The sequence below is a fragment of the Variovorax sp. VRV01 genome (assembly GCF_014852545.1).
GTDB classification, from domain to species: Bacteria; Pseudomonadota; Gammaproteobacteria; order Burkholderiales; family Burkholderiaceae_C; genus Variovorax; species Variovorax beijingensis_A.
Genome location: NZ_JACVBS010000018.1, coordinates 133,892 through 160,306, shown reverse-complemented (window position 1 = coordinate 160,306; position 26,415 = coordinate 133,892). Strand labels below are relative to the sequence as shown.

Annotated in this window: 23 protein-coding genes, 1 pseudogene and 1 riboswitch; of the genes and pseudogenes, 16 read left to right on the top strand and 8 right to left on the bottom strand. The window is 67.7% G+C overall.

The annotated features are described in order from the left end of the window. Positions 1-176 (top strand): annotated as a pseudogene (locus tag IB278_RS26810) (IS110 family transposase); the annotation flags it as partial. Positions 177-330: 154 nt separating this feature from the next. Here the strand turns inward: IB278_RS26810 and IB278_RS26805 are convergent. Continuing rightward, positions 331-1,215, bottom strand: a complete 885-nt coding sequence (locus IB278_RS26805; RefSeq protein WP_145741328.1) for a LysR substrate-binding domain-containing protein — start codon at positions 1,213-1,215, stop codon at positions 331-333. Positions 1,216-1,237: 22 nt separating this feature from the next. Next, a complete protein-coding gene (locus IB278_RS26800) occupies positions 1,238-1,828 on the bottom strand; it encodes a TetR/AcrR family transcriptional regulator (protein ID WP_192326691.1) in 591 nt (196 codons plus the stop codon). Between the two features lie 93 nt (positions 1,829-1,921). On the opposite strand from IB278_RS26800, the gene IB278_RS26795 reads away from it, so the two are divergent. From IB278_RS26795 to cynS, 7 genes are all read left to right on the top strand, one after another. Beyond that, a complete protein-coding gene (locus IB278_RS26795; protein WP_192326689.1) occupies positions 1,922-2,344 on the top strand; it encodes a DUF1348 family protein in 423 nt (140 codons plus the stop codon). A gap of 76 nt (positions 2,345-2,420) precedes the next feature. Further along, positions 2,421-3,608, top strand: a complete 1,188-nt coding sequence (locus tag IB278_RS26790; protein WP_192326687.1) for a PAS domain-containing sensor histidine kinase — start codon at positions 2,421-2,423, stop codon at positions 3,606-3,608. Between the two features lie 380 nt (positions 3,609-3,988). Then, a complete protein-coding gene (locus IB278_RS26785; protein WP_192326685.1) occupies positions 3,989-4,657 on the top strand; it encodes a response regulator transcription factor in 669 nt (222 codons plus the stop codon). A gap of 149 nt (positions 4,658-4,806) precedes the next feature. After that, the gene (locus tag IB278_RS26780; protein ID WP_145741338.1) at positions 4,807-6,162 is read left to right on the top strand and encodes a CmpA/NrtA family ABC transporter substrate-binding protein; all 1,356 of its coding nucleotides are present in this window, start codon (positions 4,807-4,809) and stop codon (positions 6,160-6,162) included. Positions 6,163-6,165: 3 nt separating this feature from the next. Beyond that, complete coding sequence (ntrB, locus tag IB278_RS26775) at positions 6,166-7,035, top strand: nitrate ABC transporter permease (protein WP_192326683.1); 870 nt, start codon at positions 6,166-6,168, stop codon at positions 7,033-7,035. Positions 7,036-7,057: 22 nt separating this feature from the next. Continuing rightward, positions 7,058-7,885, top strand: coding sequence for an ABC transporter ATP-binding protein (locus IB278_RS26770; RefSeq protein WP_192326681.1), 828 nt, complete (start codon positions 7,058-7,060; stop codon positions 7,883-7,885). Positions 7,886-7,931: 46 nt separating this feature from the next. After that, positions 7,932-8,375 (top strand): cyanase, encoded by a 444-nt coding sequence (gene cynS / locus IB278_RS26765; RefSeq protein WP_145741344.1) that lies wholly within the window; start codon positions 7,932-7,934, stop codon positions 8,373-8,375. Positions 8,376-8,384: 9 nt separating this feature from the next. Here the strand turns inward: cynS and IB278_RS26760 are convergent, their stop codons facing one another. Continuing rightward, positions 8,385-9,137 (bottom strand): SDR family oxidoreductase, encoded by a 753-nt coding sequence (locus IB278_RS26760; protein WP_145741345.1) that lies wholly within the window; start codon positions 9,135-9,137, stop codon positions 8,385-8,387. 148 nt (positions 9,138-9,285) lie between these two features. Further along, the gene (locus IB278_RS26755) at positions 9,286-10,737 is read right to left on the bottom strand and encodes a PLP-dependent aminotransferase family protein (protein WP_145741346.1); all 1,452 of its coding nucleotides are present in this window, start codon (positions 10,735-10,737) and stop codon (positions 9,286-9,288) included. A gap of 134 nt (positions 10,738-10,871) precedes the next feature. Between IB278_RS26755 and IB278_RS26750 the strand changes: the two genes are divergently transcribed. Beyond that, complete coding sequence (locus tag IB278_RS26750) at positions 10,872-12,005, top strand: pyridoxal phosphate-dependent aminotransferase (RefSeq protein WP_192326679.1); 1,134 nt, start codon at positions 10,872-10,874, stop codon at positions 12,003-12,005. Between the two features lie 6 nt (positions 12,006-12,011). Here IB278_RS26750 and IB278_RS26745 read toward each other — a convergent pair whose 3' ends face one another. Further along, positions 12,012-12,602 carry an NADPH-dependent FMN reductase gene (locus tag IB278_RS26745; protein ID WP_192326677.1) on the bottom strand — a complete coding sequence of 197 codons (591 nt, stop codon included), beginning with the start codon at positions 12,600-12,602 and terminating at the stop codon, positions 12,012-12,014. 112 nt (positions 12,603-12,714) lie between these two features. Here IB278_RS26745 and IB278_RS26740 point away from each other — a divergent pair, with 112 nt between their 5' ends. The 7 genes from IB278_RS26740 to IB278_RS26710 all read left to right on the top strand — a co-directional run bounded on the left by IB278_RS26740 (position 12,715) and on the right by IB278_RS26710 (position 21,804). Then, positions 12,715-13,503, top strand: a complete 789-nt coding sequence (locus tag IB278_RS26740) for a hypothetical protein (RefSeq protein ID WP_145741350.1) — start codon at positions 12,715-12,717, stop codon at positions 13,501-13,503. A gap of 141 nt (positions 13,504-13,644) precedes the next feature. Next, positions 13,645-13,775: riboswitch (glycine riboswitch) on the top strand. A 123-nt stretch (positions 13,776-13,898) separates the two neighbouring features. After that, positions 13,899-15,485 carry an ABC transporter substrate-binding protein gene (locus IB278_RS26735; protein ID WP_145741351.1) on the top strand — a complete coding sequence of 529 codons (1,587 nt, stop codon included), beginning with the start codon at positions 13,899-13,901 and terminating at the stop codon, positions 15,483-15,485. 21 nt (positions 15,486-15,506) lie between these two features. After that, positions 15,507-16,448, top strand: coding sequence for an ABC transporter permease (locus IB278_RS26730; RefSeq protein WP_192326675.1), 942 nt, complete (start codon positions 15,507-15,509; stop codon positions 16,446-16,448). A gap of 18 nt (positions 16,449-16,466) precedes the next feature. After that, positions 16,467-17,414, top strand: a complete 948-nt coding sequence (locus tag IB278_RS26725; RefSeq protein WP_186454129.1) for an ABC transporter permease — start codon at positions 16,467-16,469, stop codon at positions 17,412-17,414. Between the two features lie 2 nt (positions 17,415-17,416). Beyond that, positions 17,417-19,033, top strand: coding sequence for a dipeptide ABC transporter ATP-binding protein (locus tag IB278_RS26720; protein ID WP_192326673.1), 1,617 nt, complete (start codon positions 17,417-17,419; stop codon positions 19,031-19,033). A 37-nt stretch (positions 19,034-19,070) separates the two neighbouring features. Beyond that, positions 19,071-20,573: a M81 family metallopeptidase gene (locus IB278_RS26715; RefSeq protein WP_192326671.1), complete on the top strand. Its 1,503-nt coding sequence runs from the start codon at positions 19,071-19,073 to the stop codon at positions 20,571-20,573. Positions 20,574-20,619: 46 nt separating this feature from the next. Next, positions 20,620-21,804, top strand: coding sequence for a M20 aminoacylase family protein (locus tag IB278_RS26710; protein WP_192326670.1), 1,185 nt, complete (start codon positions 20,620-20,622; stop codon positions 21,802-21,804). 25 nt (positions 21,805-21,829) lie between these two features. On the opposite strand, the gene IB278_RS26705 is transcribed toward IB278_RS26710, so the two are convergent. The 3 genes from IB278_RS26705 to pbpC all read right to left on the bottom strand — a co-directional run bounded on the left by IB278_RS26705 (position 21,830) and on the right by pbpC (position 26,229). Then, positions 21,830-23,110, bottom strand: coding sequence for a CynX/NimT family MFS transporter (locus IB278_RS26705; RefSeq protein WP_192326668.1), 1,281 nt, complete (start codon positions 23,108-23,110; stop codon positions 21,830-21,832). 61 nt (positions 23,111-23,171) lie between these two features. Continuing rightward, positions 23,172-23,861 carry a FadR/GntR family transcriptional regulator gene (locus tag IB278_RS26700; protein WP_145741358.1) on the bottom strand — a complete coding sequence of 230 codons (690 nt, stop codon included), beginning with the start codon at positions 23,859-23,861 and terminating at the stop codon, positions 23,172-23,174. 112 nt (positions 23,862-23,973) lie between these two features. After that, a complete protein-coding gene (pbpC, locus tag IB278_RS26695) occupies positions 23,974-26,229 on the bottom strand; it encodes a penicillin-binding protein 1C (protein WP_192326666.1) in 2,256 nt (751 codons plus the stop codon). Positions 26,230-26,415 lie beyond the last annotated feature (186 nt).

The following is a 26,415-nucleotide window of genomic DNA, read 5'->3' as shown; positions in this document are numbered from 1 at the left end:
CTTTGGTAGGCACGCGATTCAATCCCGTGCTCAAGGCCTTCTATGCGGCCCTGCTGGCCGCAGGCAAGCCAAAGAAGGTCGCCTTGGTGGCATGCATGCACAAGCTGCTCATCATCCTCAACGCCATTGCCAGAACCAGGCAACCTTGGCGCGACGACTTTGCGGTGGCAGCTTGAGTTGGTCATACAAGATGGTTGCTGTTGGGGTGTTCTGTTGTTCGTTCTTGCGAAAGGCCCGCCATTATGGGCAGGCCTGCGGCGGCCCGAGTGTGATTCGCCCGGCGCCGGCCGGGCTGAAATTTACCCGGCCCGTACCTGAAAAGAATTCAGCTCAGTCGCGCAGCGCCTGGCGCAGCCATTCGACGAAGGTCGCGCACTCCCAGCGCTCCATCGCCCCCGGCCGCCAGCACAGGAAGTAGGCGTTGGGCGAGGGCGCGCTCTCTGCCGAAAGCCGCACGAGGCGCCCGTTCTCCAGCCAGGCGCTGCCGAGCTTCAGGTGCATCAGCACCACGCCGAAGTCTTCGGCCGCCGCGTCGAGCGCCAGCCCCAGGTCGTTGAACTGGTGGCCTGTGGCCGGCTCCGGCAGGCCGATGCCACGGGCCTTGAACCAGGTGCGCCACGACTCGAGCGGCGTGCGCAGCAGCTGCACGCGCGAGACCTCGGCATCGGTCGCAAAGCCGTCGAACGGCCCGTGGCGCTGCAGGTACGCCGGGCTGCAGGCGGGCGCTACGTCGTCGGCCAGCAATTGGCAGAACTCGCGGTCGTGAAAAGGTCCGGTGCCAAAGCGCAGTTCCAGGTCGGCCTCTTCGGCCGTCATGTTGCGCACCGGCATGGTCACCTGCAGCATCAGCTCGATGTTCGGATAGGCATCGCGAAAGCGTGCGAGCCGGGGCAGCAGCATCTGGCGGGAGAACGTGGGCGTGACGGCCACCCGCAGCCGCCGCACCTGCGATGCGGGCTCGCGGCCGGGCACCTGCTGCAGTGCCGCAATGGCCTCGCGCACGCGGGCCAGGTAAGCCACGCCATCGGCGCTCAGGCCGAAGTCGTTGCCTGTGAAAAGCTTGAGTTCGAGCAGCGTCTCGAGCTGCCGGATGCGGTGGCTCACCGCGCTGGGCGTGACGCTGAGCTCTTCCGCCGCGAGGTTCACGCTGCGCAGACGCGCCACGGCCTCGAAGGCCTGCAGGCCCTGCGTGGAGGGAAGTCGCGTCGATGCCATGGGGTGTTTTCCGGGAGCGATCTTATCGATGCAGCGTGGCGGCCAGTGCCTCGAGCAGGCGCCGCAGATCGTCCACTGCTTCGCGCGCCAGGGCCGCGCCGCCCATCTGCGCCTTGACGATGGCGCCGTCCACGCCCAGCGCCGCGGTCTGGGCGAGCGCCATGCGTGCGGGCAAGGCCGCGGGCAGCAGGCCGGCAATGACCTCCACCATCTCGCGCTTGTGTTCGCGCGCGCGCTCGGCGGCGCCCTCCACGCTGCCGCCCACCTCGGCCACCGCGTTGATGAAGGCGCAGCCGCGAAAGGCCGGGTCGGCGAACCATTCGGCCATCACGTCGGCGAGCAGCAGCAGGGCCCCGGCATCGCCGGCGCGTTCGTGCGCGCCGCGGCGTCCCAGTGCATCGACGAACCATGCCATCCATCGCGCATGCCGGTGATCGAGAAAGGCGCGCACCAGGTCGTCCTTCGACGGGAAGTGCCGATAGAAGGTGACCTTGGTGACGCCCGATGCGGCAATGACGCGGTCGATGCCGGTGGCGCGGATCCCATCGGCATAGAAGAGCTCGTGCGCCGTGAGCAGGATGCGTTCGCGTGCGGGCAGTGCGGAGATGTCCATGGCGCTATTGTAGGCATGTAGACAGGTCTGTCTACATGTGGCACATTGCGGGCCTTCGCCATTTCCTCACTTCACCTTCAACGAAAGACCACCATGGAATCACGTCCTCCGCTGCCGCCCTTCACCCTTGAGACCGCCCTGAAGAAAGTCCAGGCCGCCGAAGACGCCTGGAACACGCGCGACCCGGTTCGCGTGAGCCTGGCCTACACGCCCGACATCGAGTGGCGCAACCGCGCCGACTTCGTCAACGGCCGCGAGCAGGTGGTGGAATTCCTCACCCGCAAGTGGGAGCGCGAGCACGATTACCGCCTGAAGAAGTCGCTCTGGGCCTTCATGGACAACCGCATCGCGGTGCGCTTCGAGTACGAATGGCACGACGCGGCCGGGCAGTGGTTCCGCAGCCACGGCAACGAGAACTGGGAATTCGCCGAGAACGGGCTGATGCAGCGGCGCTTCGCGAGCATCAACGACCAGCCCATTGCCGAATCGGAGCGCAAGTTCCGTTGGGAGCGCTGAGCACCCTCACCCCAACCCTCTCCCCGAGGGGAGAGGGAGCAAGGAACCAGGAACGTTTGTTGCTTGCTTTTGGTGCATGGAGACACCCGTACTGAACCCCACCGCCAGCCACCCGCTCTGGCAGCACCAATTGGGGTTGCTGCTCGAGTCGACCGGCGAAGGCATCTTCGGCATCGACCTCGACGGCCATTGCATGTTCATCAACCGGGCCGGCGCGCAGATGCTGGGGCATGAGGCGCGCGACGTGATCGGCAGCAACATGCACGAGCTCACGCACCATTCGCATCCCGACGGCTCGCACTACGCCGACACGGACTGTCCCATCTTCAACGCCTTTCGCCGCGGCCTGCCGTGCCGCATCGACACCGAGGTGTTCTGGCGTCGCGACGGCAGCGCCTTCGCGGTGGAGTATTCGAGCCATCCGATCATGGACGGCGCGCAGGTGCGCGGCGCCGTCATCACCTTTGTCGACATCACCGAGCGCCGCCGCCAGGCCGAGGCGCTGCAGCAGGCCAAGGACGAGCTCGGCCTGCGCGTGCAGGAGCGCACGCGCGAGCTGAGCGATGCGCTGGTGCAGCTGCGCGAGCTCTCGGCCTGGCTCGACAAGGTACGCGAAGATGAGCGCACGCGCATCGCCCGCGAAGTGCACGACGAGCTCGGCAGCCTGCTGGTGGCGCTCAAGATGGACGTCAACTGGATCGGCAAGCGCCTGGGCGAGCAGCAGGAGCGCACGCCCGATGCGGCGCAGGCCATGCGCGACCAGATGCGCGGCAAGTGCGGCAACATGAGCCAGCTGATCGAGCGCGCGGTCGACAACGTGGGCCGCATCATCACCGACCTGCGCCCCAGCATCCTCGACCACCAGGGCCTGTGGGCGGCGCTCGAATGGCAGGCGCACGAGTTCGTACAGTCGGCCGAGCTGGCGCTGCAATGGCACTTCGACGTGCCCGCGGGCGTGGAGCTGCCCGAGCCTGCGGCCATTGCGGTATTCCGGATCTTCCAGGAGATGCTCAGCAACGTCGGGCGCCATGCGAAGGCGCGCAGCCTCCGCATCCGCATCGGCGTCGAAGACACGCAACTGAGCATCAGCGTGCGCGACGATGGCGTGGGCGCGCCGGTTCAGGCCTTCGAGGCCACCACCTCCTATGGGGTGCTCGGCATGCGGGAGCGCGCGCGCCACTTCGGCGGGCGCATCGATATCGACAGCCGTGTCGGCGAGGGCTGTACCTTTTGCCTGCATCTGCCGCTGTTGGGGAATGCTTGAGGTGAAGGCTAGTTTTTCTTTGCGTCGTTTCGGGGTTGACGTGCGCTGCTGTTCAGGGCGCGCTCCCGCCGACGGGGTACACGGCGAAGCGAATGTCCTCCGGCCTTCGGCCTCCCCCTTGATTTCGCTGCGCAAGGCACCCCATCGACGGGAGCGTTATTCAGAGTGGTGGTTGATCGCCAGATCAATAGCAGCGTGCCCAGGTGCACAGGGCATCGGGTGCTCCCCGCAGCGAAATAAAGGAGGAGGCCGCAGGCCGGGGGACATTCGCGGAGGGGAGTACCCGGTGGCCTGTGCACACGCCCTGAACAAAAGCACCAAGAACAAGAGCACCAAGAACACAGACAATCCGCCACCCACCCCTCATCGCGTCATTTGAAATGAACGACATCCGCGTACTCATTGGCGACGACCACCGCATCGTGCGAGAGGGCCTGAAGCAGATGCTCGGCGACCTCTCCAACGGCCTGCCCTCGATGACCGTACGCGCCGAAGCGCAGACCGGCCCCGAGGTGCTGAGCGCTGTACAGGAACTCGGCGGCTCCGCAGGCCTCGACGTGGTGCTGCTCGACATCGCGCTGCCGGGACGCGACGGCCTCGACGTACTGCAGGCATTGCGAAAGGACTGGCCCACGCTCCCGGTGCTGATGCTCAGCACCTACCCGGAGAAGCAGTACGCCGTGCGCTGCATCAAGCTCGGCGCCTCGGGCTATCTCAACAAGAGTGCCGACGCCGACGACATGGTGGGGGCAGTGCGCAAGGTGGCGGCCGGCGGCCTCTATGTATCGGCGGCCACGGCAGAAGCACTGGCTGTCGCCGTGGGCCGCAACGTGGGACAAGGCCCCGAGCAGCTCTCGCATCGCGAGCACCAGGTGTACCGCCTGCTCAGTACCGGGCACAGCGTGAGCGAAATTGGTGCGCAGCTCGGCCTCGCGTCCAACACGGTGAGCACCTACCGCGCGCGCATCCTCGAAAAGACCGGCACCAAGAACGACGTCGAGCTCGCGCTGTATGCCGAGCGCCACGGCAAGGCCGCCCCCGCGGCCTGAAAACGAAGCCGGCGGGCACTGCCTTGTAGTGCCAGCCCTACAAGGCCTCGACAAGCGCGGCACGATCTGCGGCCCCTGGGCCCTCGGGCCTCGCTTCCGGCCCGGGGCTTGCATCGTGGCAGGCATCTTTTCACCGAGGTGCATCCACCATGTCCAGCCCATCCGATTCGACCGCCTGCGATCTCTACGACGCCGACCGGCCACTGAACATGCGCTGCGCCTGCGGCCGCAACCATGGCCGTGGTCCGGAGATCGGCGTCGGCCCCGACGACAAGCTCGAAGCCAGCCTCATGAAGGCGCTGTTCCCGGTGGACAGCGTGCGCCGCGGCTTCCTGCGCGCGGTGGGCGCCAACACCGCGCGTGCGGCCATTGCCTCGGTATTGCCGCTCGGCGCACTGCAGGCCATGGCGCAGGACAAGGCCCCGCTCGAAAAGACCAACCTCAAGATCGGCTTCATTCCGATCACCTGCGCCACGCCGCTCATCATGGCGCACCCGCTGGGCTTCTATCAGAAGCAGGGGCTCAACGTCGAGGTGGTCAAGACGGCGGGATGGGCGCTGATCCGCGACAAGATGCTCAACAAGGAATACGACGCCACGCATTTCCTGTCGCCCATGCCGCTCGCCATTTCGATGGGCGCGGGCTCCAACCAGGTGGCGATGAACGTCGCCACCATCCAGAACACCAACGGCCAGGCCATCACGCTGGCCAACAAGCACAAGGACAAGCGCGACCCGAAGATGTGGAAGGGCATGAAGTTTGCCGTTCCCTTCGAGTACAGCATGCACAACTTCCTGCTGCGCTACTACGTGGCCGAGGCGGGCCTGAACCCCGACACCGACATCCAGATCCGCGTGGTGCCGCCGCCCGAGATGGTGGCCAACCTGCGCGCAGGCAACATCGACGGCTACCTGGGCCCCGACCCCTTCAACCAGCGCGCCGTGTTCGAGGAAATCGGCTTCCTGCATCTGCTGACGCGCGACCTGTGGAACGGCCATCCCTGCTGCGCGTTCGGCACCTCGACCGAATTCATCGAGAAGAATCCCAACACCTTTGCCGCGCTGGTGCGCTCGGTGCTCACCGCATCGGCCATGGCGCGCGACCCGAAGAACCGCGAGCTCATCGCCAAGGTGATCGCGCCCGCGCAGTACCTGAACCAGCCCGAGACCGTGCTGACGCAGGTGCTCACGGGCAAGTTTGCCGACGGCCTGGGCAACATCCGCACCGTGCCCGACCGCGCCGACTTCGATCCGATTCCATGGCAATCGATGGCGGTGTGGATGCTTACGCAGATGAAGCGCTGGGGCTACGTGAAGGGCGACGTCAACTACAGGCAGATTGCAGAGAAGGTGTTCCTGCTGACCGATGCGAAGAAGCGCATGAAGGAGCTCGGCCAGGCCGCGCCCGAAGGTGCGTACCCCAAGTTCACCATCATGGGCAAGGTGTTCGACCCCGCGAAGCCCGACGACTACGTCAAGAGCTTTGCCATCGGCAAGATGGCCTGAACCATGCGCGGCAAGAAAACCCTTTCGCTGAAGGCGGCGCTGGTGTCGCTTCTCATGTTCCTGCTGCTGGTCGGCGCGTGGCAGCTGGCCACCCTGCCCGCGGCCGGCACCGGTGCCGCTGCGGGCATGACCGCCGAGCAGATCGAATACCAGAAGATGCTCGGCAAGGATCCGGGCGGGCAGGTCAAGAGCTCGGGCTTTCCCACGCCGGCGGAAATGGCCGTCACGGCCTGGAAGCATCTCTCGAACCCCTTCTACGACAACGGACCCAACGACAAGGGCATTGCCATCCAGCTTGCGTACTCGCTGGCCCGCGTGGGGCTGGGTTTCCTGCTGGCCTGCGTGGTGGCGCTGCCGCTCGGCTTCGTGATCGGCATGTCGCCGCTGCTGCACAAGGCCTTCGATCCGTTCATCCAGGTGCTCAAGCCCATTTCTCCGCTGGCGTGGATGCCGCTTGCGCTCTACACCATCAAGGACTCGTCGGTCAGCGGCATCTTCGTGATCTTCATCTGCTCGGTGTGGCCGATGCTGCTCAACACCGCCTTTGGCGTGGCCTCGGTCAAGCGCGAATGGCTCAACGTGGCGAGCACGCTGGAGGTGAAGCCGCTGCGCCGCGCGTTCCGCGTGATCTTGCCGGCCGCGGCACCGACCATCCTGACCGGCATGCGCATCAGCATGAGCATCGCCTGGCTCGTCATCGTGGCGGCCGAGATGCTGGTGGGCGGCACGGGCATCGGCTACTTCGTCTGGAACGAATGGAACAACCTCTCGCTCACCAACGTGATCTTCGCGATCCTGGTGATCGGCATCGTCGGCATGCTGCTCGACCAGGCCTTCGCGGGCCTGCAGCGAAAGGTGACCTATGTGGAGTGATCGATCGGCACAAGGCACCCTCATGACACCTGTTCCCGCCCCACGGCCCGCCACCAGCGGCTTCCTGCGCATCGAGGGCCTGGCCAAGGCCTTCGTGCCGGCGCGGCCGGTGTTCGCGGACGTGTCATTCACGCTCGACCGTGGCGAGTTCGTCTGCATCATCGGCCACTCGGGCTGCGGCAAGACCACCATCCTCAACGTGCTGGCGGGCCTGGACCAGGCAAGCGCCGGCCATGTGTTCATGGACGGCCGCGAGGTGGCCGGCCCGAGCCTGGAGCGCGGCGTGGTGTTCCAGAGCCATGCGTTGATGCCGTGGCTCACGGTGCGCAGGAACATCGCCTTCGCGGTGGCTTCGCGCTGGCCCGGCTGGCCGGCCGCGCAGGTCAACACGCAGGTGGAGCGCTTCGTGGCCATGGTGGGCCTCGGGGCCGCCATCGACAAGAAGCCCGCGCAGCTTTCGGGCGGCATGAAGCAGCGCGTGGGCATTGCGCGCGCCTTTGCCATCCAGCCCAAGATGCTGCTGCTCGACGAGCCCTTCGGCGCGCTGGATGCGCTCACGCGCGGCACCATCCAGGACGAGCTCATGGCCATCGTGCGCCAGACGCAGCAGACCGTCTTCATGATCACGCACGACGTGGACGAGGCGATCCTGCTGGCCGACCGCATCCTGCTGATGACCAACGGCACCGACCAGCCGGGCGGCGGCTGGCGCGCCGGCAACATCGCCGAGACCGTGGTCAATCCGCTGCCGCGCGAGCGCACGCGCGCTTCGCTGCACCACCAGGGCGGTTACTACGCGCTGCGCAACCACATCGTCGATTTCCTCGTCACGCGCGCCAAGGCGTCATGACTTTTCCTTCGTTCTCATTCTTCATTTCAATCAGGAGCAAACCCGCATGAACCGCAACGACGTCACCGAGAAGATCATTACCGTGAAGGTGTCCAAGGGCATCCAGTGGGCCGATGTGGCGAAGAAGGTCGGCCTTTCGAAAGAGTGGACCACCGCCGCCTGCCTCGGCCAGATGACGCTCGACGACAAGCAGGCCAAGGTCATCGGCAAGATCTTCGGCCTGACCGTGGAAGAGCAGAAGTGGCTCCAGGTGGTGCCCTACAAGGGCTCGCTGCCCACGCCCGTGCCGACCGATCCGCTCATCTACCGCTGGTACGAGGTGGTGAGCGTGTACGGCACCACCATCAAGGAGCTGATCCACGAAGAGTTCGGCGACGGCATCATGAGCGCCATCGACTTCAGCATGGACATCCAGCGCCAGACCGATCCCAAGGGCGACCGCGTCAACGTGGTGCTCTCGGGCAAGTTCCTGCCCTACAAGACCTACTGACGCGCCCCCTCAGAACGCCGCGTGCTCGGCCGGCCTCGGCCGCCATGCGGGGCGGCGCGGGGCCGAGATGCTGCCGCCCTCGATGGCGCCAGCGATCGAGCGGGCCACGGCTTCCGCGGGCACCGCGATGCGCCGCCGCGTGACCATGCGCTCGAAGCTGCTGCAGGCTGCGATGCGGTCGGCCAGCGTGCGGTCCGCCTCGCTCACGTCGGGGCGAACCACCGTCACGCGCACCTTCCCTGCGTGCTCCTGCCGCAGGCCTTCGGAGATGGCGTCCACCGCGTACTGCGTGCCGCAATACACGGCCGAGTTCGGCGACACGCCCTGCGCGGGCACCGGCGCCACGTTGACGATGTGGCCCCAGCCCTGTTCCTGCATGGTCGGCAGCACCGCTGCAATGCCCAGCAGCACGCCGCGCAGGTTCACGTCGAGCATCAGCTCCCATTCGTCGACCTTGCGCGTCCACAGCGGCGACAGCGGCATCACGCCCGCGGCGTTCACCAGCACGTCGATGCGGTCGTGCGTTTCGAGTGCGAATTCGGCAAATGCTTCCACGTCGGGCCGGTACGTGACGTCCAGCCGCTGGAAGCTCGCGGTGCCGCCGGCGGCGGTGATTTCTTCGGCCAGCGCTTCGAGCCGGTCGGTGCGGCGAGCGCCAAGCACCACCTTGGCGCCGCGCCGCGCCAGGAGCCGCGCGGCCGCCGCGCCGATGCCACCACTTGCGCCCGTGATGAGGACGACTTTTTCCTGGATTGCGCTCATGAGACTCTCCTCGTGCGATGGGTGTGGACCATGGCGCAACGCTGCGCCGGGCATGGAGGCAAGTCTCTCGCGGATGGGGCCGCGGGCGTTATCCGGATCGAACGGGCTTCTTGCCTGATCCTGCAAGACCTGAGGTCCTGGCTGGCGCTCAGCTGCCTGCCGCGGCGGCCGGCCGGCGAAGCTCCTTGCTTGCCATGGCGCCAAGCGTGCGCAGCCCCTTCTCGATGCGCGCGTCCCAGCCGTGGCCGCCGCTCAGGCGCAGGCAGTGGGCGTACTTGCCGCTGGCCGAGAACACCACGCCGGGCGCAAAGCAGATGCGTTTCTCCAGCGCCTGCGCAAACAGCAGCCGCGTGTCCGCGGGCTCGGGCAGCTCGACCCACAGCACGAAGTTGCCCGCCGGCCTCGACACCTTGGTGCCCGGCGGGAACGCCTGCTCGATCACCCGCGTCATGCGCTCCAGCGTGTCGGCGAACTCGCGCCGGACCCGGCGCAGGTGGCGGTCGTAGTCGCCGTTCGACAGGAAGGTGGCGAGCGCCACCTGCGTCAGCACCGGCGTGGCGAGGCTGGTGGCGAACTTGGTTTCGAGCACCCGGGCCATGTGGCGGCGCGTGGCGATCCAGCCGATGCGGTAGCCGGGCGCGAGCGTCTTGGAGAACGAGCCGCAATAGATGACGTTGTCGTGCGTGTCGAGCGCGCTGAAGGGCAGGGGCCGCTCCTCGCCGAAATGGACGTCGCCGTACACGTCGTCCTCGATCAGCGGCACGCCGTGTTTGGCCAGGAGGCGCAGCACGGCGCGCTTGTTTTCTTCGGGCATGGTGCAGCCGAGCGGATTGCTGAAGCTCGACGCCAGCACGCAGGCGCGCACCTTGCCCGAGGCCACGACTTCGCGCAGCGCATCGACCGAGACGCCGGTGTCGGCATCGGTCGGCAGCTCGACCACCTTGAGCCTTTTTGCGCGCAGCACCTGCAGCAGCCCGAAGTAGGTCGGTGATTCGATGGCGACGGTGTCGCCGGGCTCCGTGACCGCGTCGAGCGCGAGCGCCAGCGCCTCGGTGCAGCCGCAGGTGATGGCGATGTCGTCGGGCGCCAGCGCCTGCCCGAAGCGCAGCGCGCGGCGCGCAATCTCCAGGCGCAGCGACATCTCGCCGTGCGGCGGCGAGTAGGTGTTGCACTGGCTGCCCTTCACGCGGGCCGTGCGGGCCAGCACGAGGTCGAGCCTGGAGGAGGACAGCAGCCGCTGGTTGGGAATGGCGCAGCCGAGCGGCACGAAGGCTTCGTCCGACGCGTGCTTCAGCAGGTCGAGCATGAGGCCCGAGAGTTCCACCTTGGCCGGCCGGATCGAATGGCGCGCGGTGGTGGGCACGGGCAGGGCGGGCGGCGCCTTGGCGACGTAATAGCCCGATTGCGGCCGTACTTCGAGAATGCCGCGGTCTTCGAGCAGGCGGTAGGCCTGCACCGCGGTGCTCAGGCTGGTGCGCTGCTGCGTGCTGATCTCGCGCAGCGAGGGCGCCCGCGCACCGGGCTTCAGCGTGCCGCGGCCGGCCAGGCCGGCCACGAAATCGGCAATTTCTTCATAGCGGAACCGGGGGGGCTGCGACACGGATCACTCCTGCTGGCGTGGATGGCACTGCACGCAACTGTACTGCATCGAATTTCATAAAAGTGTGGCTGTTATCGCCAGTCATGAAACTGCAACATCGGAACCATCGACAGCAACGGATCAAGCGGCAGCACATGGCACGGTTTCCAGACAACGAAATCATTTCCCTCGTCAGCAAGGCGCCGCGCTTCGACCTTGCCGAAAGCGTGGGGCCGAGCGTGCGGCTGTCGGAACTGGTCGACATGGCCTTCGGCGACGATGCCGACTTTGCGCTGGACTACGGTACGGCGGCGGGCAGCCCGGGCCTGCGCCAGGAAATCGCGAACGAACATGGCGTCGACGCCGACGACGTGGTGGTCACGGTCGGCGGTGCCCACGCCCTTTTTCTCATCGCCTTCACGCTGTGCCAGGCGGGCGACGAAGCCGTCGTGGCCGAGCCGGTGTTCCCGTTGGCGCGCAACGCGCTGGCCGCCGTCGGCGCCACCACGCGCGTGCTGCCGCTGGGCTTCGACACCGGCTACCGCATCGACCTGGATGCGCTGCGCCAGCTGCTCTCCTCGAAAACCAAAGTGGTGAGCCTCGCCTCGCCGCAGAACCCTTCGGGCGTCGCGATTCCGGCCCAGACCTTGCGCGAGATCGTGGCGATGCTGGCCGAACATGCGCCGAAGGCCTGGCTCGTGATCGACGAGACCTACCGCGAGGCGGCCTATGGCGACGATGCCGCGGCGCCGGGCGCCGTCAACTTGGGCGGCAGGGTGGTCTCGGTGTCCTCGCTGTCCAAATGCCATGGCTCGGCGGGCCTGCGCATCGGCTGGGCCATCACGCGCGACACGGCACTGCGCCAGGCGCTGGTCACGGCGAAGTTCAGCACGGTGATCTCCTGCTCGCCGGTCGACGAGGCACTCGCGCTGGCTGTCTTCAGGCAGCGCGACCGGATCATCGGCGAGCGGCGACAGCTCCTCGCGCAAAACCTGCAGTTCACCGAGAGCTGGGTGTCGCGCCACTCGGGCCACATCGAGTGGGTGCGTCCGGATGCCGGGGCGCTGTGCTGCATGCGGCTCAGGCGCGAGCTCTTCGATGCCGCGGCCGTCGAGCGCTTCTATGCGGCGCTGGCCAGGTACAGCACGCGCGTCGCGCCCGGCCCATGGTTCGGGGACGACCCGCTGGTGTTCCGCCTGGGGTTCGGATTGCCGACGCTCACGCAGCTGGCGATTGCGCTGGAGTGCGTGTCGGTTGCGCTGACGGAAGCCGCGCGGCTCGATAGCTAAGGCCAGTCAATACGGCGGTGCCTTGCGCGCCCGCTGCGCGCGCGCCGCTTCGGTCCACCAGGCCAGGTCGTCGGCGAACCTTCCGAAGGAGCGATCGAGCGATTCGCCCGCGCTGCCGGTGGGCCTGCCGTTCACATCGAGCGTTTGCGAAATGGGCCCGACGGCCAATGTGCTCGACACGACGACCATTCCCATCTCCGACAGGATCGAGTGCCACACGGTGCCGGAGCGCACGCCGGAGAACCGGCCGGCCGAATAGCTGGCCACGGCGGCCGGGCGCCAGAACCATTCCTCGAGGAAGTGGTCGGTCAGGTTCTTCAAGCCGGGCTGCGGGCCCCAGTTGTATTCGCCGGTCACGAAGACGAAGGCGTCCGCGCCGCGTATCTTCTGCGCCAGCGCTTCCATGGCCGCGGGCGCGGTGCCCTGGGGGTATTCCTTGTACATGCGGTCGAGCATGGGCAGGTCGACGGCCTTGGCGTCGATCAGCTCGGCATCGGCGCCTCGCGCGTTGAGGCCCGCCACCAGGTAGTCCGCCAGGCGAATGCCCATGCGGTCCGACCGGTACGAGCCATAGAACACCAGAATCCTGTCTGCCATCTTCGCTCCGTTCGAGGCCGGGATGGCCGTGGGGCGAAGGCTACAACATCGGCTCGCCCGCGCCGCAATTGGTTGCAGCAACTTGCGGGCGGGCTGGCTACCATGCCGGTCCATGAACCTGCTGCCCATTCTTCGCACCACCGCCTCGATGCTCGTCCTGCTGCTCGCGGGGCACGTGGGCGCCGCGCCGTCGGCGCAGTTGTTCGATGCGGTGAAGAAGCCGGAATCGCTGGATGCGGATTGGCGCGCGCGCTTGTGCGCGCTGTTGCCGCAGCCCTGCGATCCGCAGGCGCTGGGCCTGTACCGGCCGCGCGGCGCGGCGGCAGGGGACTACGCGGTGTTCTCGGGCGAGCCGCTGGCCATGGCGCGCATCAGGCGCATTGCAGGCACGTGGCAGCTCAGCCGCCTGCACGACTTCAGCAGCTATGCGGCCGCGTTGATGCGGAAAGCAGCGGACCCCGGCATGGCGGACGCGCGCATTTCCCTCGCGCCGGCGCTTTACCCGCTGGCAGAAGGGCGGTGGGCCGCGGCCGTGCTCCAGACGGTGTCGGAGATGTATTCGGGCGGCGGCGCTTCGTTCAGCAAGGCCGACTTCGTGCCGCTCGAGGACGCAACCAGGGCCGTATACGAAGGCATTCCTTTTTCATGCTCGAAGATGATCCGCGCCTGCTTCAGCGAAAAGGAATACAAGCGGTCGAAGCATTGCCACGACGAGAGCAGCGGCAGCCTCCGCATCACCTACGGCGAACCCGCCAGGCCAGGCGAGGCCTACAGCTGGCAGTACACGTGGCTGCAGAGCGAATGGCCGCAGAACACGCCAGCCAGCGACACCACCACCACGCGCCTTCACTTCACCGCCAGGACCACCGAAAGGGTGAGCTTCTGCGGCGGGCCGCAGTAGCACACGCGTTCGAGTGGGTGCCCGAGTGGCACGCATTCTGCTTGGAAGAAAACGTCCAGGAGAAATGCCGGCTCGATGCTTCGAGTTAGTGCATTACCGAAGGCGACAGCCCATAACGCTCAGGTCCCAAGACTGGACAACTTGACCAACGCTGGAGAGCGCTGCCCGGGGTTCTGAATACAAAGGACTCCGAGGGCGGCCGCCGAAGGGGCAAGCCTTGCGCGATGAGCGTGCATGGTGAATCTCTCAGGCCAAAGGACAGCAGGGGCATCTCGCGCAGTGCGCGGGGTGGCCTTTGCGCGCTTCCGGAGGCTTCTTCTTCATGACTTCTGTTCGAGCGCACCGCGCCTGAATCGAAACCCGTTCCTCACGATTTTTCAACCGGAGAACCGAAGATGCTGTCGAAACGAAACCTGAAAGCCGTTGTCGCGGGCGCCATGCTTGCCGCCGCCGCTGCAACAAGCGCGTTCGCACAGGATGCGGGCAAGGTGCTGCGCCTGGTGCCGCAGTCGGACCTGAAGATTCTCGACCCGATCTGGACCACTGCGTTCGTCACGCGCAACCACGGCTATGCCGTGTACGACACGCTCTTCGGCGTGGACGAACAGGGCAAGGTCAAGCCGCAGATGGTCGACAAGTACACCACCGGCGCCGACGGCAAGACATGGACCTTCACGCTGCGCAAGAGCCTGGAGTTTCATGACGGCAAGCCGGTCACCTCGGAAGACGTGCTGGCGTCGCTCAAGCGGTGGGGCCAGCGCGACGGGCTGGGCCAGAAGATGTACGCCGCGCTCGACAAGGCCGAGGCGGTCGATGCCAGCACCTTCAGGCTGGTGTTCAAGGACAGCTTCGGCATGGTGCTCGATGCGTTGAGCAAGCCCTCGTCGAATCCGCCGTTCATCATGCCGGCGCGCGTGGCCGCCACGCCGGCCGACAAGCAGATCGACGACGCCACGGGCTCGGGTCCCTACATCTTCAAGAAGGAAGAGTACCGCCCTGGCGAGAAGGTGGTCTACCTGAAGAACACCAGGTACGTGCCGCGCACCGAGGCAGCTTCGGGCACGGCGGGTGGCAAGAACGTGTACGTCGACCGCATGGAATGGATCATCCTGAAAGACGCCCAGACGCAGGCCAATGCGCTCGCCAACGGCGAGGTCGACATGATCGAATGGCTGCCGCCGGAGCAGTACACGGCACTCAAGAACAACTCCGCCATCACCGTCGACAACCCGATCCCGAAGGGCTCGTTCGCGCTGCACCTGAACCACGTCATCCCGCCCTTCGACAATCCGAAGATCGCGCAGGCCGCCATCATGGCCATCAATCAGGAGGCGCTGATGCGCGCCCAGATGGTGCACAAGGAACTCTACAACAGCTGCGCCTCGGTCTACCCGTGCGGCACGATGTTCTCGAACGACAAGACCGGCTACTTCACCGGCAAGCCGCAGTTCGAGAAAGCCAAGGCGCTGCTCAAGGAAGCGGGCTACGACGGCAAGCCGGTCGTGCTGATGTATCCAGCCGACTTCGCGCTGCTCAACAAGTTTCCGCCGGTAATGGCGCAGCTGCTGAAGCAGGCCGGCTTCAACGTCGACATGCAGTCGATGGACTGGCCCACGCTGGTCACGCGCCGCGCCAAGAAGGACCCGGTCGACAAGGGCGGCTGGAACCTCTTCATCACCGGCTGGGGCATTGCCGACAACATGAACCCGATGTTCTACGCGCCTCTCACGGGCAACGGCGAGAAGGGCTGGTTCGGCTGGGCCACCGACGACAAGCTCGAACAGCTGAAGTTCGACTTCCTCGCGAGCGCGGACGAGGCCAGGCGCAAGGAATTGGCCACGGCCATCCAGCAGCGCGTGTACGACACCGGCATCTACGCGCCGATCGGCGAATACAAGCCGCTCACGGCTTATCGCAAGGGTGTGGTGAGCGGCGTGGTGCGCTCGCCGGTCAATGTGTTCTGGAACATCAGGAAGAGCTGAGCGCGCTGCGTCGCCATACCCATGCAGATCTTTCTTGTGCGCCGCATCCTGTCGACCGTGCCGGTGCTCGTCATCGTCGCGTTGATCGTGTTCCTTATGCTCCGGCTGGCGCCCGGCGATCCGGCCGCCGCCATCGTGGGCGACAGCGGCACCAGCGAGAACATCGCCAAGGTGCGCAGCCAGCTGGGGCTGGACGATTCGCTGCCCACGCAGTTCGTGCGCTGGAGCGGGCAGTTGCTGCGGGGCAACCTGGGCGAGTCCTACTTCATGAAGAAGACGGTGGTGGAACTGATCGGGCAGCGCATCGAGCCGACGGTGTCGCTTGCGGCGGTGACGCTGGTGGTCACCATCCTGATCGCGGTGCCGCTGGGCGTGGTGGCCGCGTGGCGCCATGGGGGCTGGCTCGACCGCATGCTCATGGGCTTTTCGGTCATGGGCTTTTCGATACCGGCCTTCGTGATCGGCTATGTGCTCATCTGGATCTTTGCGCTGCACCTGCAGCTGCTGCCGGTGCAGGGCTACGCGCGGCTGAGCCAGGGGCCCTGGCTCTGGATCAAGCACCTGATCCTGCCGTCCATCACGCTGTCGATCATCTACGTGGCGCTGATTGCACGCGTCACGCGCGCGGCCGTGGCCGAGGCCATGACCGAAGACTACATCCGCACCGCGCGCGCCAAGGGCATTTCGGAAAAACGGGTGCTGATGCGGCATGCGCTGGCCAATGCGGCGATTCCGATCGTCACGGTGATCGGCATCGGCATTGCGCTCCTGATCGGCGGCGTGGTCGTCACCGAAACCGTGTTTGCGATTCCGGGCCTCGGGCAGCTCACGGTCGATGCGGTGCTGTCGCGAGACTTTCCGCTGATACAGGGCATCACGCTGTTCTTTTCCGTCGTCTACGTGCTCATCAACCTGCTGATCGACCTGAGCTACCTGGTGTTCGATCCCCGCATCCGCTATTGAGGCGCAAAGGGAAACACGATGACCGATTCGCTCGCCACGCCGATGATTCCTGTTGAAGCCGTCGCCGAGCCGCTGCCGCCGCCCCGGCGGCGCTCGCTATTCAAGCGCATCCTGGCCGACTGGTCGGTGCGCGCGGGCGGGGGCGTGCTGCTGCTGCTGGTGCTCGTGTCGCTGGCAGCGCCATGGCTCGGCACCATCGACCCGACCGCCATCGACCCCGGCAGCGGCAACCTCATGCCGGGCACGCGCGGCGAGTTCAACAGCCTGGCGGGTGACACCTTCGAGCACCTGTTCGTCATGGGCACCGACAGCCTTGGGCGCGACATCTGGAGCCGCACGCTCTACGGCGCGCGCGTGTCGCTGACCGTGGGCGTGGCGGTGGCCGCGCTGGCGGTGGTGTTCGGCATGCTCGTCGGGCTCTTGGGCGGCTATTTCCGCCGGCTCGACAGCGCCATCATGCGGCTGATGGACGGTGTGATGGCCATCCCGGGCATCCTGTTCGCGATCAGCCTGGTGGCGCTGTTCGGCGGCAAGCTGCTCACGGTGGTGGTGGCCATTGCGGTGCCCGAGATTCCGCGCGTGGCGCGCCTCGTGCGCTCGGTGGTGCTCACGGTGCGCGAGGAGCCCTATGTGGAAGCCGCCATTGCGCTGGACACGCCGACATGGAAGATCCTTGTGCGCCACATCCTGCCGAATGCGATTGCGCCGCTGATCATCCAGGCGACCTACGTGTGCGCCTCGGCCATCCTGGTCGAGGCCATCCTGTCGTTCCTCGGCGTGGGGCTGCCGGCCGACATGGCGACCTGGGGCAACATCATGGCCGAGGGCCGGGCGCAGTTCAACCAGTTCCCGCACAACGTGCTGTTCCCCGGCATCTTCCTGGCGCTGACGGTGCTCGCGGTGAACATCCTCGGCGACGGGCTGCGCGACACGCTCGACCCCAAGTTCAACAAGCGCGGGGGCTGAGCATGACGCAAGCACCTGTTCTTTCCGTGCGCGACCTGGCCATTGCATTGCCGCGCGGCGGCGACCGGCCGCATGCGGTCGACAAGATCTCCTTCGACGTGCCGCCCGGCAAGATCGTCTGCCTGCTCGGCGAGTCGGGCTCGGGCAAGTCGGTCATCGCCAATGCGGTGATGGGGCTGCTGCCTGCGGGCCTCGTGCCGGTGCGCGGCACCATCGAGCTGCAGGGCGAGAACCTGCTGGCCGCAGCGCCTTCCCGCCTGCGCCAGCTGCGCGGGCCCTCGATGGCCATGGTGTTCCAGGAACCCATGACCGCGCTCAACCCCGTGATGACCTGCGGCGCGCAGATCGACGAAATGCTCGCGCAGCATATGCAGATGGGCGCGGCCGAGCGGCGGCAGAAGATCCTGGCCATCATGGAGCGCGTGCGGCTGCCCGAGCCCGAGCGCATCTTCGCTTCCTATCCGCACCAGCTGTCGGGCGGGCAGCGCCAGCGCATCGTGATCGCGATGGCGCTCATCCTGAAGCCCGTGCTGCTGATCTGCGACGAGCCGACCACCGCGCTCGACGTGACCACGCAGGCCGAGATACTGCGGCTCATCCTCGAGCTGCAGACCGAGAACGGTACGGCCGTGCTCTTCATCACGCACGACTTCGGCGTGGTGGCCGAGATTGCCGACGAAGTGGTGGTGCTGGAGCTGGGCGCCATGATCGAGAAGGGTGGCAAGATGGCGGTGCTCACGGCGCCGCGCGAGCCCTACACGAGGATGCTGCTCGACGCGGTGCCCGAGCTTTCGCCGCCCCGGCGCCCGCCGGTGCCCGACACCTATCCGCTGCTCAATGCGGTGAACATCTGCAAGACCTACATCACGGGCAGCTGGCCCGGCAAGCGCCGCACCGTGAATGCGGCGCGCAATGTGTCGCTCGAAGTGCGGCCCGGCGAAACCGTGGGCATCGTTGGCGAGTCGGGTTCGGGCAAGTCGACGGTGGCGCGCTGCATCGCGCGGCTGATCGACCCGAGCTCGGGCGACATCTTTGCCGATGGCCGTTCGGTGGCGCATGTCAGGGGCCGCGCGCTGTCGCCATTCCGGCGTACGGTGCAGGTGGTTTTCCAGGACCCGTACCGCTCGCTGAATCCGCGCCAGACCGTGGGCGCCTCGATCATCGAGGGCCCGGTCAACTTCGGCATGCCGCACGACCAGGCCTGGGCGCGCGCAGAAGAACTGATGCGGCTGGTGCGCCTGTCGCCCGATGCGCTGCGCCGCTATCCCAGCGAGTTCTCGGGCGGACAGCGCCAGCGCATCTCGATTGCGCGTGCGCTGGCCTGCGACCCCAAGGTGCTGATCGCCGACGAGGCCGTGTCGGCGCTCGACGTCTCGGTGCAGGCGCAGATCCTTCGCCTGCTCGACGAAATCCAGCAGCGGCTGAAGATCGGCATTCTCTTCATCACGCACGACCTGCGCGTGGCCAGCCAGATCTGCGACAGCGTGCTGGTCATGAGCCAGGGCGAGATCGTGGAGCGCGGCTCGGTGCGCGACGTGTTCTTCGCGCCCCGCCACGACTACACGCGCAAACTGCTGGCTGCGGCGCCCGGGCGCGACTTTGCCTTTGCGCGCAGCTGAAACCTCTTCGTTCCCACGATCTAGAAAAAAGGATGCCATGAAAGTCTTCATCGCCGGTTTCCAGCACGAGACCAATACCTTCGCGCCGAGCAAGGCGGACTGGGCCGCGTTCAACGCGGGTTCGAGCTTCCCGCCATACCGGCGCGGCGCGGCGATCGTCGAGGCCTACGCGGGCAGGAACATTCCCGTCGGCGGCTTCATCGACGCCGCGCGCGAGAAGGGCTGGTCGCTGGTGCCCTCGGCCTGGGCCGGCGCCACACCCTCGGCCCACGTCACCGAGGACGCATTCGAGCGCATCTCTGCCGCCATCACCGAAGACCTGGCGGCCGCGCTGGCCGACGGCGGCATCGACGCGGTCTATCTCGACCTGCACGGCGCGGCCGTCGCCGAGCACCTCGAAGACCCCGAAGGCGAACTGATCGCGCGCATCCGCCTTCTCGTAGGGCCGGACGTGCCGATCGTCGCGAGCCTGGACCTGCACGGCAACATCACGGGCCGCATGCTGGCCGAGGCCGACGCGCTCGCCACCTACCGCACCTATCCGCACGTCGACATGGCCGACACGGGCCGGCTCGCCGCGAAGCTGCTGGCACGCCGCATCGCACGCGGTTCGCGCGAGCCGCTGCATGCGCGGCGGCTCAGCTTTTTGCTGCCGCTCAACGTGCAGTCGACCATGATCGAGCCGGCCGCATCCGTGTACCGGCTGCTCGGTGAACTCGACGTGAAGCACGATGCGGTGCTGAGCTTTGCCACCGGCTTTCCCGCCGCCGACATCGCCGAGTGCGGCCCGGTGGTGTGGGGCTATGGCGACGATGCCGGCGCGGCCGTGGCCACGCTGTACGAGCGCATCGACCAGCCGCGCTCGCAATGGCGGCTCGACGTGCTGGAGCCGCGCGAGGCGGTGGCGCGAGCCATGGCGCTGGCAGCGGATGCGAGCAAGCCGGTGGTCATCGCCGACACGCAGGACAACCCCGGCGCGGGCGCCGACAGCAACACCACCGGCATGCTGCATGCGCTGCTGGCCGAGGGCGCGGGCAAGCGCTATCCCGGGCAGGTCGCGCTGGGGCTGATGTTCGATCCCGCTGCGGCCGCGGCGGCGCACGAGGCCGGCGTCGGCGCGCAGATCCGCATCGCGCTCGGAACCTCGGTGCCGACGTGGGGCGGCCGTTTCAGCGATGCGCCCGTGCAAGGGCTCTTCACCGTGCGCGCGCTCAGCGACGGGCAGGTGCACGGCAAGGGGCCGATGTCGCGCGGCGGCGTGGTGTCGCTCGGCCAGAGCGCCTGCCTGGAGATCGACGGCGTGCGCATTGCCGTGGCCAGCGGCAAGAGCCAGATGCTCGACCGCGAGTTCTTCCGCTACCTGGGCATCGAGCCCGAGGCCATGAAGCTGCTGGTCAACAAGAGCTCGGTGCACTTCCGCGCCGACTTCGCGCCCATTGCGAGCCACATCCTCGTGGCCAAGGCGCCGGGCCCGATGGCCGCCGACCCGGCCGACCTGCCATGGACCCGCTTGCCGGCCACGATGGCGCTGCAGCCCTGAGCAGCCCTTGCATCATTCATCCATCCATCCGGAACACGAGACCACGATGCCGCAAAGCGCCCAGCACTACCTCGAGTACATGAGAAGGCACGCCGCCGAATTCGTCACGGTGCGCCAGCAGATCCACCGGAACCCCGAGCTCGGCTTCGAGGAATTCGGCACCAGCGACCTGGTGGCCGAGCGCCTGGCCGCCTGGGGCTACGAGGTGGAGCGCGGCCTGGGCGTGACCGGCCTGGTCGGGCGGCTCAGGCGCGGCAGCGGAACGCGCGCCATCGGCATCCGCGCCGACATGGACGCGCTGCCCATCGAGGAGAAAACAGGGCTCGCCTACCGCAGCGGCCGGCCCGGGATCATGCACGCCTGCGGCCATGACGGCCACACCGCGATGCTGCTCGGTGCCGCCAAGTACCTGGCCCAGCACGGCGAGTTCTCGGGCACGCTGAACCTCATCTTCCAGCCGGCCGAAGAGGGCATGGGCGGTGCCGTGAAGATGATGGAAGACGGCCTGTTCGAAAAATACCCCTGCGATGCGGTCTATGCCATGCACAACTCGCCGGGCCGCCGCCAGGGCGACCTGATGTTCCGCGAAGGCGCGGCCATGGCCTCGTCGGACTACGCCACCGTGACGCTCACCGGCGTGGGCGGCCACGGTGCCATGCCGCACCGCACGGCCGATCCGATCGTCGCCGCGTCCAGCATCGTGATGGCGCTGCAGACCATCGTCTCGCGCAACGCCGATCCGCAGGAGATGTCGATCGTGACGGTGGGCGCGATCCACTCGGGCAAGGCCAACAACGTGATCCCCGAGACCGCGGTGCTGGAGATCAGCGTGCGCTCGCTCGACCGCGTGGTGCGCGAGCTGCTCGAAAAGCGCCTGAAGGCCATCGTCACGGCGCAGGCCGAGAGCTTTGGCGTGAAGGCGCACATCGACTACCGCAAGGGCTACGCCGTGCTGGTGAACACGCCCGAGGAAACCGAGTTTGCGCGGCGCATCGGCTATGAACTGGTGGGCGCCGCGCACGTCGAGCCGCAAGGCCCGGCCGTGACCGGCAGCGAAGACTTCGCGTTCATGCTCGAGAAGAAGCCCGGCTGCTACCTGTTCATCGGCAACGGCGCGCCCGGCGAGCACGGCGGCTGCATGGTGCACAACCCGGGCTACGACTTCAACGACAGCAACCTGCCGATCGGCGCGGCCTACTGGGCGCTGCTGGCCGAGAGCTACCTGCAGTAGCAGGCAGGTTGCCGGGCCTGTTTCCTCAGCGCCGCGGAACCGTCACCGCGCCCACGTGCATCGTGCGCCCCGCGCCAAGGCCCGCCACCACCAGCGCAATGCCCAGCCCGATGAAGAGCCATGACGACGCGCGGAAGCTGCCGGTCCAGCCGTGCAGCAGGCCGGCAATCAGCGGCCCGCAGGCGGCCACCACATAGCCCACGCCCTGCGCCATGCCCGAGAGGTGCGCCGCCACGTGCGAATCGGGCGAACGCAGCACCATGAAGGTGAGCGCGAGCGCGAAGGTGCCGCCCTGCGCAATCCCCAGCAGCACGGCCCACAGCCACACGCCGCCGAGCGGCGCGAACAGCATCGCCAGCATGGCGGCCACAGTGAAGACGGCCAGCACCACCGCCAGCCCGCGCTGGTTGCGCAGCTTCACCGCCACGGCCGGAACCACGAGGCAGGTCACCACCTGCGTCATGACCGACAGCGACACGACGTAGCCGGCGGTCTCGCTGCCGAGCCCGCGTTCGCGCAGGATGGGCGCGAGCCAGCCCATCACGGTGTAGGCCAGTGCCGATTGCAGGCCCATGAAGAAGGTGACCTGCCAGGCCAGCCGGTCGCGCCACAGCCCGCGCACGGTGAAGCCCGATTCGCTGGCCACCGGCTTCAGCGGCAGGGCCTGCGGCGCCCAGATGAGCGTGACCAGCAGGGCCGGCACCGCCCACATCGCGAGCGCATAGGTCCAGCCGCCTCCCAGCGCATGCTCGAGCGGCACCGTGAGGCCCGCCGCGCTGGCCGCGCCGCCGCACACCGCCATGGTGTAGAAGCCCATCATCAGCGCCGCCTGCTTGGCGAAGTCGCGCTTCACGAGGCCCGAGAGCAGCACGTTCGACACCGCGATGCCGCTGCCCGCGATGGCCGAGGCCACGAACAGCAGCGGGATGCTGCCGGTGCCGCGCAGCAGCGTGCCCACGAGGATGAGCACCATGCAGGCGAGCAGCGTGCGCTCGGTGCCGAAGCGCCGGCCCAGTCCCGGCGCCAGCGGCGCGAACACGCCGAGGCAGACGATGGGCAGCGTGGTCAGCAGGCTCGCGGCGGTGGCCGAGAGCCCGGTGGCCGCGATGATCTCCGGCAGCACCACCGACAGGCTGGCGAACACCGGCCGCAGGTTGAAGGCAATCAGCACCACGCTCGCGCCCAGCAGGATGCGGCGGCCCAGGCCGGCCGCGGGCGTGGGGCGCGGCGCGGGCGTGCTGTCGGCCTCGGCGTCGATCAGCAGCTCGTCGGCGACACGGGCCGCCCGGAACGCCACCGCGCTCATAAGGCAACCTCCGTGCTTCGCACTGCGGTGCGAGCCCCCTTCGGAGCGGCCGGGCGTGGGCTCATCGGACAAGCTCTGCGTCTTGTACCAGCGCGTCGATCATGGGCGACATGAAGGCGCGCACCGCCTCGGCGGCGCGGTCCGGGTCGCGGCTTGCAATGGCCTCGACGATGGCGGTGTGCGCGGCTGTGTCGGGTTCGGGCAGGCTGGTGCCCATCGTGCTCGCGATGGTTTCCTTGATGTAGCCGGCAATGAAGCGGCAGGTCTCCGCCAGCGCAAGGTTGCCCGAGATGTCGACGATGGCCAGGTGAAAGGCCAGGTCGCGTTCGATGAAGCCTGCGCCGCCGTCGCCTGGGTCGGGCACGCCGCGTTTCTCGAGCAGGGTCTTCAGGTTGCGCAGATCCTTGGCGGTGTGGCGCGCGGCGGCCAGCCGCGCGGCCTCGACCTCGAGCGCGCGGCGCACCTCGAACTGGTCGCGCAGGCTCGCGCGCCGCATCTTCTGCAGGCTGGCCGAAGGATCGAAGCCCGAGCGCACATAGGTGCCCGAGCCCTGCCGCACTTCGAGAAGGCCGCGCGACACCAGCGTCTTCACGGCTTCGCGCACCGTGCCGCGGCTCACGCCGAGCAATTGCGCGAGCTGCGGCTCGATCGGAATGCGCGATCCGACGGTCCAGCGGCCGGCCGCGATCTCGGCGCGGATGCTGTTGGCGGCACTGTCGGCCAGGGAGGTTCGGGGGGCTTGGAGGAGCATATGAATAAGAAAGACCTAATTCATTGAATCATTGGATGAATTCTCGCGCGACTGCAATGCCGCAGTCGAAAGAAGGGGGATTGCGACTAGGGGCCGGTGGCGGCCGCCGCACTCATCGGCGCGCGCTTTTCGCGACCACGCCCGCGCCGCGCACTTCGAGCTTGCGCTGGTCGACGACCTTGCCGCCGGCGTCGACGAGTTCGATCACGTGGCGCCCGGGCCATGGCAGCCACTGCGCGCTGGTGCCGCGCGCAAAGTGCTTGCCGTCGATGCGCCATTGCACGCCGCGGCCTTCGGCCTCGAAGCGCACGCGCTGGTGCAGGGGCGGGATATCGGGGTCCAGCGCGATGATGGTGCCGTCGGCCGGCGCGGTGATGCGCGCGGCCGCCGCGCCTGCCGGGGTGCCTGCGCCGGCGTTGTCGAGCGCGAAGAGCGGCTGCTCCGTGCCCTGCAGGAACCATTCGCTGCGCGCCGCCTCGAGCGGATTGCCGTCGGCGCCCGGACCGAACGCCACCGGCGCCTCGACCAGGCCGGCCGGCGGCCTGGGCGCTCGGCTCGGCTCGCGCGCGTGCAAAAAGCGCATCACCTCGGCCCACACCGGCGCCGCGCCGCTGGTGCCGCTCACGTCCCACATCGATGCGCCGCTCGCGTTGCCGACCCAGGCGCCGACGGTGTAGCGCTGCGACCAGCCCACGGCCCAGTTGTCGCGCATGTCCTTGCTGGTGCCGGTTTTCACCGCGGTCCAGAAGCGCGTGGAAAGAATGCTGTCGAGACCGAAGGTGCGCGTGCGTGCGTTCGCGTCGGACAGGATGTCGCCCACGATGAAGGCCGCGCGCGGATCGACGATGGGCGCGGCGTCGTCGCCGGCCCCGGCTTTCGCTGCCAGAGCCCGCGCAGTCAGCGTGGGCTGCCCGTAGCGCCCGCCGTTGGCCAGCATGCGATAGGCATTGGTGAGCGACAGCAGCGACACCTCGGCGCTGCCGAGCGCGAGGCTGTAGCCGTAGTAGTCGCCGCTTTCGCGCAGCGGCAGTCCGGCCGCACGCAGCTGGCGCGCGAAGGATTCGGGCGACACCATCACCAGCGTGCGCACGGCAGGGACGTTGAGCGAGGCGGCGAGTGCGGTGCGCACCGACACCGGACCCTTGAACTGGCGGTCGTAGTTCTGCGGAATGTAGAGCCCGCTCGCGGTGCTGATCTGCGCTGACGAATCGTCGATCAGCGAGGCCGCGGTGAGCCGCCGCTCGGCGATCGCCTGCGCATAGAGCAGCGGCTTGAGCGTGGAGCCGGGCTGGCGCAGCGCGGTGACCGCATCGACCTCGGCCGCCTGGCTCAGCGGGCCTGACGAGCCGACCCAGGCAAGCACTTCGCCGCTCGCGTTGTCGAGCACCACGAGCGCGCCGTCTTCCACGTGGCGGCCGCGCAACTCTTTCAGGTGGCGCTGCAGCGTGGCCAGCGCAAAGCGCTGCAGCGGTGCGCGCAGCGTGGTCCGCACGGCGGCCTCCCTGCCGGCTGCTGCCTGGCGGGAAGTTGGTGCGGCCGTTTCGCCGGCCTCGCGCAACTCCTTCAGCGCACGCCGCGCCGCATGCGGCGCAATGCCTTCGGTCGCATCGAAGGCACGCCGCTGCACCGCCGCGCTCGTGAACATGTCCAGCGCATCGCAAGCGATCTTCTGCCCCGGCTCCATCGCGCGCATCACCTCGCAGGCGCGCTGCGCCACCAGCGCCGGCTTGGCATTGGGCGCGCGCACCAGCGCCGCGGCCACGCTGGCCTCGCGCGCGTCCAGACCGCTGGGCGCCTTGCCGAACAGCGTGCGCGAGAGCGCGTCGATGCCCACGATCTCGCCGCGGAACGGCACGGTGTTGAGGTAGGCCTCCAGGATCTGGTCCTTGCGCCAGCTGCGCTCCAACTGCGCGGCCGCCATGGTCTGGCCGATCTTCTGCGTGAAGCTGCGCCCGCTGTTGGCGCGGCGCAGGTCGTCGTCGAGCAGGCCCGACAGCTGCATCGTGATGGTCGATGCGCCGCGCGTGCGGGTGTTCCACAGGTTGCCCCAGGCGGCGGACGACACGGCGCGCCAGTCGATGCCGCTGTGCTCGTAGAAGCGCCGGTCTTCGCTCAGCACCATGGCCATGCGCAGCGCGGGCGAAACATCGGCCAGCGCCACCCACTGGCCGCGCCGCACGCTGGCATCGGTGCGCATGCGCTGCAGCAGCTCGCCGTTGCGGTCGAGCACGGCGGTGTCGGACGGGCGGAACTCGCGCTTCACCTCTTCGAAGCTCACGGCGCCGGCAACAACCGGCAGCGCGCAGGCGATGACCGCCAGCGCTGCGGCAAGGCAGCTGCGGCTGGCGGGGAAGGTCAGGCGGGGCATGGCGGTGGAAAACGGGAGTCGGCGGCGCGGCGGCGCCATTCTCGGCGAAGCGGCCACGGGAAGTGCACCTACTTGCGAACGGGTGCGCCGCCGCCTGCCACGGCAGGAACTTAGCGCCAAAGTTTGCAGCACGTTCCACATCCGGTAACGAACTTCACGCCCCGGCCTCATGGCGGATACGCAGCC

What these genes read in the sequence shown, in the direction of transcription:
- IB278_RS26805 (WP_145741328.1), bottom strand. Translation starts at nt 1,215, where the DNA reads ATGGCATCGACGCGACTTCCCTCCACGCAGGGCCTGCAGGCCTTCGAG.
- IB278_RS26800 (WP_192326691.1), bottom strand. Translation starts at nt 1,828, where the DNA reads ATGGACATCTCCGCACTGCCCGCACGCGAACGCATCCTGCTCACGGCG.
- IB278_RS26795 (WP_192326689.1), top strand. Translation starts at nt 1,922, where the DNA reads ATGGAATCACGTCCTCCGCTGCCGCCCTTCACCCTTGAGACCGCCCTG.
- IB278_RS26790 (WP_192326687.1), top strand. Translation starts at nt 2,421, where the DNA reads ATGGAGACACCCGTACTGAACCCCACCGCCAGCCACCCGCTCTGGCAG.
- IB278_RS26785 (WP_192326685.1), top strand. Translation starts at nt 3,989, where the DNA reads ATGAACGACATCCGCGTACTCATTGGCGACGACCACCGCATCGTGCGA.
- IB278_RS26780 (WP_145741338.1), top strand. Translation starts at nt 4,807, where the DNA reads ATGTCCAGCCCATCCGATTCGACCGCCTGCGATCTCTACGACGCCGAC.
- ntrB (WP_192326683.1), top strand. Translation starts at nt 6,166, where the DNA reads ATGCGCGGCAAGAAAACCCTTTCGCTGAAGGCGGCGCTGGTGTCGCTT.
- IB278_RS26770 (WP_192326681.1), top strand. Translation starts at nt 7,058, where the DNA reads ATGACACCTGTTCCCGCCCCACGGCCCGCCACCAGCGGCTTCCTGCGC.
- cynS (WP_145741344.1), top strand. Translation starts at nt 7,932, where the DNA reads ATGAACCGCAACGACGTCACCGAGAAGATCATTACCGTGAAGGTGTCC.
- IB278_RS26760 (WP_145741345.1), bottom strand. Translation starts at nt 9,137, where the DNA reads ATGAGCGCAATCCAGGAAAAAGTCGTCCTCATCACGGGCGCAAGTGGT.
- IB278_RS26750 (WP_192326679.1), top strand. Translation starts at nt 10,872, where the DNA reads ATGGCACGGTTTCCAGACAACGAAATCATTTCCCTCGTCAGCAAGGCG.
- IB278_RS26745 (WP_192326677.1), bottom strand. Translation starts at nt 12,602, where the DNA reads ATGGCAGACAGGATTCTGGTGTTCTATGGCTCGTACCGGTCGGACCGC.
- IB278_RS26740 (WP_145741350.1), top strand. Translation starts at nt 12,715, where the DNA reads ATGAACCTGCTGCCCATTCTTCGCACCACCGCCTCGATGCTCGTCCTG.
- IB278_RS26735 (WP_145741351.1), top strand. Translation starts at nt 13,899, where the DNA reads ATGCTGTCGAAACGAAACCTGAAAGCCGTTGTCGCGGGCGCCATGCTT.
- IB278_RS26730 (WP_192326675.1), top strand. Translation starts at nt 15,507, where the DNA reads ATGCAGATCTTTCTTGTGCGCCGCATCCTGTCGACCGTGCCGGTGCTC.
- IB278_RS26725 (WP_186454129.1), top strand. Translation starts at nt 16,467, where the DNA reads ATGACCGATTCGCTCGCCACGCCGATGATTCCTGTTGAAGCCGTCGCC.
- IB278_RS26720 (WP_192326673.1), top strand. Translation starts at nt 17,417, where the DNA reads ATGACGCAAGCACCTGTTCTTTCCGTGCGCGACCTGGCCATTGCATTG.
- IB278_RS26715 (WP_192326671.1), top strand. Translation starts at nt 19,071, where the DNA reads ATGAAAGTCTTCATCGCCGGTTTCCAGCACGAGACCAATACCTTCGCG.
- IB278_RS26710 (WP_192326670.1), top strand. Translation starts at nt 20,620, where the DNA reads ATGCCGCAAAGCGCCCAGCACTACCTCGAGTACATGAGAAGGCACGCC.
- IB278_RS26705 (WP_192326668.1), bottom strand. Translation starts at nt 23,110, where the DNA reads ATGAGCGCGGTGGCGTTCCGGGCGGCCCGTGTCGCCGACGAGCTGCTG.
- IB278_RS26700 (WP_145741358.1), bottom strand. Translation starts at nt 23,861, where the DNA reads ATGCTCCTCCAAGCCCCCCGAACCTCCCTGGCCGACAGTGCCGCCAAC.
- pbpC (WP_192326666.1), bottom strand. Translation starts at nt 26,229, where the DNA reads ATGCCCCGCCTGACCTTCCCCGCCAGCCGCAGCTGCCTTGCCGCAGCG.